The organism is Phormidium pseudopriestleyi FRX01 (genome assembly GCF_017313335.1).
GTDB classification, from domain to species: Bacteria; Cyanobacteriota; Cyanobacteriia; order Cyanobacteriales; family Laspinemataceae; genus Laspinema; species Laspinema pseudopriestleyi.
In genome coordinates this window covers 1-7,598 of the sequence record NZ_JAFLQW010000170.1, presented here as the reverse complement: position 1 = coordinate 7,598, position 7,598 = coordinate 1, and the positions used below count along the sequence as shown (strand labels likewise).

General features: G+C 47.2%; 5 protein-coding genes. 4 read left to right on the top strand and 1 reads right to left on the bottom strand.

The genetic code is table 11. The annotated features are described in order from the left end of the window. The first annotated feature begins 671 nt into the window (after positions 1 to 671). Both J0895_RS06265 and J0895_RS06260 read left to right on the top strand, forming a co-directional pair. The gene (locus J0895_RS06265) at positions 672 to 1,817 is read left to right on the top strand and encodes a DUF262 domain-containing protein (protein WP_340643466.1); all 1,146 of its coding nucleotides are present in this window, start codon (positions 672 to 674) and stop codon (positions 1,815 to 1,817) included. Between the two features lie 228 nt (positions 1,818 to 2,045). Further along, positions 2,046 to 2,345 (top strand): nucleotidyltransferase domain-containing protein, encoded by a 300-nt coding sequence (locus J0895_RS06260; protein ID WP_242541095.1) that lies wholly within the window; start codon positions 2,046 to 2,048, stop codon positions 2,343 to 2,345. A gap of 67 nt (positions 2,346 to 2,412) precedes the next feature. On the opposite strand, the gene adhE is transcribed toward J0895_RS06260, so the two are convergent. After that, a complete protein-coding gene (gene adhE, locus J0895_RS06255) occupies positions 2,413 to 5,115 on the bottom strand; it encodes a bifunctional acetaldehyde-CoA/alcohol dehydrogenase (RefSeq protein WP_207087251.1) in 2,703 nt (900 codons plus the stop codon). Positions 5,116 to 5,589: 474 nt separating this feature from the next. On the opposite strand from adhE, the gene J0895_RS06250 reads away from it, so the two are divergent. Both J0895_RS06250 and J0895_RS06245 read left to right on the top strand, forming a co-directional pair. Next, entirely contained in the window at positions 5,590 to 7,317 is a 1,728-nt protein-coding gene (locus J0895_RS06250; RefSeq protein ID WP_207087250.1) for a mechanosensitive ion channel family protein, read from the top strand. 98 nt (positions 7,318 to 7,415) lie between these two features. Beyond that, on the top strand, positions 7,416 to 7,598 hold a 183-nt coding region (locus tag J0895_RS06245), incomplete at its 3' end, for a hypothetical protein (protein WP_207087249.1).

Sequence of the window (7,598 nt, the reverse complement as noted above, 5' to 3'; positions counted from 1 at the left end):
GGCGATCGGTTAAATTTTCCTTCCCTTAGAAACCTCTAAAATCCTTGCTATGTAATGAATTGGCTGATAAAGCTAAAAAAAAATCTGGAGTCCCAGCCAAAAAATTGGGGGATGGAAAACGCCCTTTTTTCAAGATTGAGTCCGGAAACTTAAATCCGACAATTCTTACTTAAACATGAAAATATCGGGACTCTTGAGGGCTGGATTTAGAAATTCAAATCAGTCTCTCTATATTTTATAAGCTTTTATTTAATGGGCGTAAACCTAATTTCACTTAAGTTCTGCTTTAAGTGATAATAATAATAATAGAAAAAATCCATCCTAGGGTAGATAGGAATTGGGTCAAGTCCCCATATTTGAATGGGATTATTTTTATGAATAGAATGGTCTTGACTCACTCCGGGAAATTTAGAGTAATTTCAGCATCAGGCGATCGCCCCCTCAATAAAGCATCGGTTTAAGGAACAACAGATCATCACATCTGCGCCAAGAAACTGGGTTTCTGACTGGAATCTTGGTGTTGAAACGAAATCAGGGTCAAGGAAATTGATTTGAACAGAGAGTGTTTTCTGGTATAATCAGAAACAATCATCAAGCCCCCATTGGCTTAGGGACTGAAACTGAGCCGAAACAGGAGGGTAATCAAGGGGGCATACCCGAAAGGAGTAAGTGTGGCACAAGACAAGTATAAAACCGAACCCGTTGTAGAACCAGACTTAGAGATTGACGACGAGAATGCGATCGAATTCGAGGAAGAAGAAACCACAAACGAACCCTTTGATCCAACGAAAATCAGGGTTGATACGAGACCCATGACCATCGATCTTGTCCTCTCCCGCATTAATCATGATGAACTAGACTTAGCCCCGGATTTTCAGCGCAAGGAAGGAATCTGGAAAGAAGCAGCCAAAAGCCGCCTAATTGAGTCTATCCTGATTCGGATTCCATTGCCCGCCTTTTATCTGGATGCCACCAATGAGGACAACTGGTTAGTCGTAGATGGCTTACAACGACTCAGTGCTCTCAAAGAGTTTGTTATTGACAAGCAACTGAGACTCAAAGGTTTAGAATATCTTAAAGAGATGGAAGGTAAAAATTATGATGAACTACCCCGGAATTATCAACGGCGCATAGGGGAAACCCTGCTGACCCTCTATTTGATTGAAAAAGGGACTCCACCGGAAGTTAAATATAACATTTTCAAACGAATTAATACAGGAGGTTTACCTTTATCTCCCCAAGAACTCCGTCACGCTCTCAATCCGGGTAAAGCCACGAAACTTTTGGCGAGACTCGCCGAATTTCCAGAGTTTAAACAAGTTATCAATTTGGGCGAATCTAAAAAAGCTCGTCGGGATGACCATGAATTTATACTGGGGTTTTTAGCCTATACTATAACGAATTACAAAGATTATCCCCTCAAACAAGGTAGGGATTATTTTTTTAATGAGACATTAGCCTCGGTCAATAAGATGAACGATGCAGAGATAAAAGCGATAGAAGCTAAATTTAGAAAAGTGATGGTTGCTGCCTTTGAGATTTTCGGCGATCGCGCCTTTCGGAAACTCTCTTCAGAAAATCCCGCCAAAAAATATCCGATTAATAAATCCTTGTTTGAAGGTTGGTCTGCCTGCCTAGGGAATCTCACGGATGAACAGATTGAAGTCTTAATCCAGCGCAAAACAAAATTGCTTCAGAAATTTATCAATTGCATGGAAACTGATGAATCATTTGTTAAATCAATTTCTCAGGCATCGCAAAAGGTCAGCTATCGATTTACAATTATCGAACATATCATTGAAGAGGTCCTGGTATGATTAGTTCTGTTAAATTTCTGATTTCCAAGTTCGGCAGCACCAACAATACTCCTGAACATTCCCTTCTCATCCTTGGAAACTCAAATCGTCATCAATGAAATAACATTTTAAAGTCCCTAAGAACGAGATGGAGGCTATGCTGCCGATCAGGAGTTTAGCTAGTGTATGTTCAATGTTAATCCCTCAACCTGATTTCCTATTCCTTAGACTCTCATAAATCAAAAAGAATTGCTCGATCGCCTCAAACGAACAGTCCGCGAAGTCGAACCCCAAGCCGAAATCATCTTATTTGGTTCCCGGGCGCGTGGGGATGCGGCATCAGACTCGGATTGGGATTTTCTGATTCTGCTGAATGGTGAGGTTAACCCCGATCGCTCCTTAGCAGTCCGCGATCGCTTATATGATCTGGAATGGGACTGTGGCGAAGTCCTCACCTCCATTGTACGGAGTCGTCAAGACTGGCAAACTCCGCTTTACCAGTCCACCTCATTTTATAAATCGATTCAACAGGATGGCATCTGCCTATAATCCCGATCGCCTCCCCAAGAAAAAAGCCCGCCTGCGCGGGCTCTTTCCAGATGAGATTAAATTGAAATTACGAGTTACTTTCCACCATCACCGGCTGGATGAGAGAGGTTACGGAGTCAGCGCCATTACCTTGTAACACCTCTTCCTGAGATTCTTGATGATACAGAGCGGCGTCGATGCGGCAACCTCGGTAGGCTAACACATATAACTCCTTGAGGTCGCGAATCAGAGGATAACGGGGATTGGCACCGGTACATTGATCGTCGAATGCCTGATCCGCCATTTCTTCGACTTCTTCGTAGAAGGCTTTGTCATCCCCAGATAGGGCTTCTTTCAGGGTCAGAGGAATGTCTAACTCACTCTTGAGGTTCTCGATCGCCTCTACCAAGTTCTCGATTTTCTCTTGTTCGTTGTCGCCACCGAGTCCGAGATAGTCGGCAATCCGCGCATACCGCCATTTGGCATTAGGATATTTGTATTGCGGGAAGATGGCTTGTTTAAATGGCACGTCGGTGGCATTATACCGGATGACGTGAGAAATCATCAAGGCATTGGCTAACCCGTGGGGGACATGGAACGTCGAACCCAGTTTATGCGCCATTGAGTGACAGACGCCGAGGAAGGCGTTGGCAAATGCCATGCCAGCAATGGTGGCGGCATAATGTACTTTTTCCCGCGCTTTGGGGTCTTTGGCCCCGTTTTTGTAGGCGGAAGGCAGATACTTAAATAGCAGGCGAATCGCTTCTAATGCCAATCCGTTGGTAAATTCGGAGGCACAAACGGAAACGTAGGCTTCTAAGGCATGGGTGAGGGCGTCGATGCCACCGTAGGCGGTGAGTTTCTTGGGCATATTCAGCACCAATTCCGGATCGACGATCGCCATGTTCGGGGTGAGGGCGTAATCTGCCAGGGGATACTTGATCCCCGTGCGATCGTCGGTGACGACGGCGAAGGGGGTAACTTCTGAACCCGTTCCCGAAGTCGTCGGAATGGCAACCATGATCGCTTTGATGCCCAAAGGTGGCAGTTCGTACACCCGTTTGCGGATGTCCATAAACCGGGTTGCGAGTCCTTCAAATTCAATTTCAGGATGTTCATACATCAACCACATGACTTTCGCCGCATCCATCGGGGAACCTCCCCCGAGGGCGATTATCACGTCGGGTTTAAAGGAGTTCATCCGTTCCAGTCCCTTATTCACGGTGGTGAGAGAGGGGTCGGGTTCCACGTCGAAGAAGATGTCATATTTGACTCCAATTTCTTCGAGGACTTCTTCGACGGACTTAGTGAGACCCATGTCGTACAACGGTTTGTCCGTAACGATAAAGGCGCGTTGTTTTCCGGCGAGTTCCCGCAGGGCGACTGGGAGGGAACCATATTTAAAGTACACTTTGGGCGGTATCCGGAACCACAGCATATTTTCCCGGCGTTCCGAGATGGTTTTGATGTTGAGCAGATGTTGGGGACCGACGTTTTCGCTGATGGAGTTGCCTCCCCAGGTGCCGCAACCGAGGGTGAGGGAGGGGTCGAGGCGGAAGTTATACAGGTCTCCGATCGCCCCTTGGGAGGCGGGGGTATTAATCAGCACCCGCGCCGTTTGCATTTGCCCTTCAAATTCGTGGATATTCAGGGTATTCGCCGGAGATGTATAGAGTACGGCGGTATGTCCCCGTCCGCCAAATTGCACTAAGTCATGAGCTTTATGGACGGCATCATGAAAATCTGTCGCCCGATACATGGCTAAGATGGCGGAGAGTTTCTCGTAGGCAAAGGGTTCGGCTTCGGAAATCTCTTCCACTTCGCCAATGATCACCCGCGTCTCTTCTGGGACGGAAATGCCTGCGATCGCCGCCAGGGTTTGGATGGATTGTCCGACAATATCCGGGTTTAGTCGTCCGTTGACAATAATTTTGCTGCCCAGTTTTTGCCGTTCTTCCGGATTCAGGAAGTATGCGCCGCGATCGCTAAATTCCTGTTTAACCTCCTCATACATCTCATCCACCACAATCACCGATTGTTCTGAGGCGCAAATCATCCCATTGTCAAAGGTTTTGCTAATAATAATCGAGGAGACCGCCATTTTAATATGGGCGGTTTCATCAATCACCGCAGGCGTATTCCCTGCACCCACACCCAAGGACGGATGTCCGGAAGAATAGGCGGCTTTGACCATACCAGGACCGCCGGTTGCCAGGATTAATTTAATTTCTGGATGCTGCATCAAGTGCTGGGATAATGGCACTGTTGGCTCGTCAATCCAGCCGATGATATCTTCGGGTGCTCCCGCTTCTACAGCCGCTTTCAGGATGATTTTTGCCGCTTCTCGGGTGCATTCTTTGGCCCGGGGGTGCGGAGAGAAAATAATCCCGTTCCTGGTTTTCAGGGCGAGGAGGGCTTTAAAAATAGCTGTAGAAGTGGGGTTGGTTGTGGGGACGATTCCTGCCAGAATTCCCACGGGTTCAGCGATTTTTTGGAATCCAAAAGATTTGTCTTCTTCAATGATGCCGCAGGTTTTTTCATGCTTATATTTGTTGTAGATAATTTCTGAGGCAAAGTGGTTTTTAATCACTTTGTCTTCCACGACTCCCATGCCGGTTTCGGCCACGGCTTTCTTCGCCAGGGGAATTCGGGCTGAGTTGGCGGCTAGAGCAGCTTTCTTGAAAATTTCATCCACCTGTTGCTGACTGTAGGTGGCATATTTTTCTTGGGCCGCCTTAACGCGCTGAATGAGTTCTTCGAGTTCTTGAGTGTTGGTGACTTTGCTGTTCATGTTAATTCTTTTCCTATCTCTCTAGTACCACAACATTAACATTTAGATAGGCTCGGTATGGATTCACTTGCCGGGTTTTGATGAGTGGTCTGGAATGACGATTCCTGCTCCGGTTCGAGCGGGTTAATTGTAATCTAGACTACCCATTCTAAAAGTCTGACTGGGGGTAATTTATGGCTTAGATCATGCGTTTGGCGCTGATCAGGGGGTCTGATTTCAGGATCTTACCTCATTTCGCCATTTCTACCCCGTTCGTTAAACCTCTATACCTCTATCATAAACAATTTTTTGGATTTTAGGACAACCCGGGTTAAAATCTTTTTAAAAGTTTTTTTATCGAGGGATTCTGTCTATTCTAACACTTTTTACCGTTTTTGCCGAAACTGAAATCTTAAATCTTTCTACGTTTTTTAAGGAATCCCCCGATTGATGCTATAGACTCAGGAGGAGAGCGTTGAAGGGATATCGAAGTGAATGCAAGGATCTAAGCGGAAGATTGCCAGGGTCAATCGGCGACGATTTTATTATATTTTAAGCTTTATCTTCAGCTTGATGCTGTCGATGCTCGGGATGATGAGTGGGGGATTGCCTGGGGTGGCACAATCCTCTCCGGCAGCAGTCCCGGACAGTTGGCTGCCGATCGCCAACCCGTTTGCTGCGTCGGGAAAAATTGGGAATATTGTGTATGCACCTGTTACCCTGGATGGTCGGAAGCTGTTCCAAATTACGGCGTCCGAGGGCATCGGCGATCGCACCCCCTCCAGTATATCCCCGCTTCAAATGCGGGTGACGATGTATGAAACTAAGCTGAATTGGGCGATCGCCGCTGGTTTTGACCCTCAGACCCTAGAAGTGAGCTTTGATACCCAGGAGGGTCAAACGGTGCTGTTTGTCCGGGATGGCGATCGCCTCGCTAAGAAGGATATCCTCACCCTGACGGAACTGGATGCCCGACTCTATGGCATCGGGGTGACAGATTTGGCAACTCACGTCAGTCAGACGATCGCGATCGCCCTGATTCGCGGCCAGTTTGAGCGTCAGCCCGAATATTTGCGCCTCCAAGGGGCGATCGCTGCTGCCATTCTCCTCGGGACTCTGGGGACTGCCGGGGTCCTGCTACGAATACAGCACAGACTCAAACGGGAATGGAATGCGATCGCCACCCAATCTGCAAGTGAGACCAGCAATTCCTCGGATCAGGAGGGGGAAAACCAGTCTGATGTTCTCACTCAGGTTGATCGCCAACTCACTTGGGAACGGCAACGGGATGTGAATCTTCTGAAACGCCGACTGGTCCAAATGACGCAGTTTGCGATCGCCTTGGGGAGTTTAGCCGCAATAGTGGGATTGTTCCCCCAAACTCGCTGGCTACAAAGTCGATTGTTGACTCAACCCTTGCTGCTGCTGATTGTACTCCTGACTAGCGTTCTGATTAAACTGGCTCATGTTGCTGTTGATCGCTGGTCTAATTCTTGGATTGCAATGCAGGCGATCGCACCGAACGCTTCTAAACGTCTGACAGTGAGAGTTTCTACCTTTTCTCAAGCCTTAAAAGGGATGATTACCTTTACCATTTTTGCCCTCGGACTTTTGCTGATCCTTTATCAGCTTCAAGTTCCGATCGCGCCGGTACTTGCCGGTGCAGGGATAGCTGGATTTGCGATTTCTTTTGCCTCTCAAAATTTAATCAGAGATGTGATTAATGGCAGCTTAATTTTATTAGAAGACCACTATGCGATCGGGGATGTGATTGATACCGGCGCAGCATCTGGGGAGGTTGAATATATGAACCTCCGCATCACCCAAATCCGAGGCCAGGGGGGTAGACTGAGCACGATTCCTAATGGCAGTATTTCCACCGTCCATAATCTGACTAAAGATTGGTCTCGTCTGGATTTTACCCTTGAAATTGCCTATGATTCTGATATCACCAAAGCCCTACAGGTGGTGAAAAATGTGGCGGAAAAATTGCATCAAGACCCGGAATGGGGCGATCGCATTCTTGACCCGGTGAATGTCTTAGGGGTGAATCAGATTACTCATCAGGGGATTGAAATTAGCCTGTGGATGCAAACCCAAGCGGGACAGCAATGGCGAGTGGGTCGAGAGTTTCGCCATCGGCTCAAAATCGCCCTAGATGAAGCGGAAATTGAGGTGGGAAGACCTCAGCGATCGGTCTATTTTCAGGGTAATCGAGAATAATCATCCCAGCAAATCAGTAGTAGGGGATTGTCTCAAATTTGACGAAACCAGATTCACAAGTTAGAGTAGGCGCAGCGTAAACTTCCTAGGAAATAATTATGGCTTTAGAGCTATTCGATTCAAGCTACTATCGCAGCGTTAATCCAGATCTAGGCGGGTTGACTGATGAAGAGGCTTTACAACATTTAGTCACCTTTGGTTTGGTAGAAGGGCGAGAATTTTCCCGATGGGTAACGCCCCAAATGTTGGATACTTATGCAGACTGGAACTGCGGAATTTAT

Coding starts and splice junctions, on each gene's coding strand:
- adhE (WP_207087251.1), bottom strand. CDS start 5,115: ATGAACAGCAAAGTCACCAACACTCAAGAACTCGAAGAACTCATTCAG.
- J0895_RS06250 (WP_207087250.1), top strand. CDS start 5,590: ATGCAAGGATCTAAGCGGAAGATTGCCAGGGTCAATCGGCGACGATTT.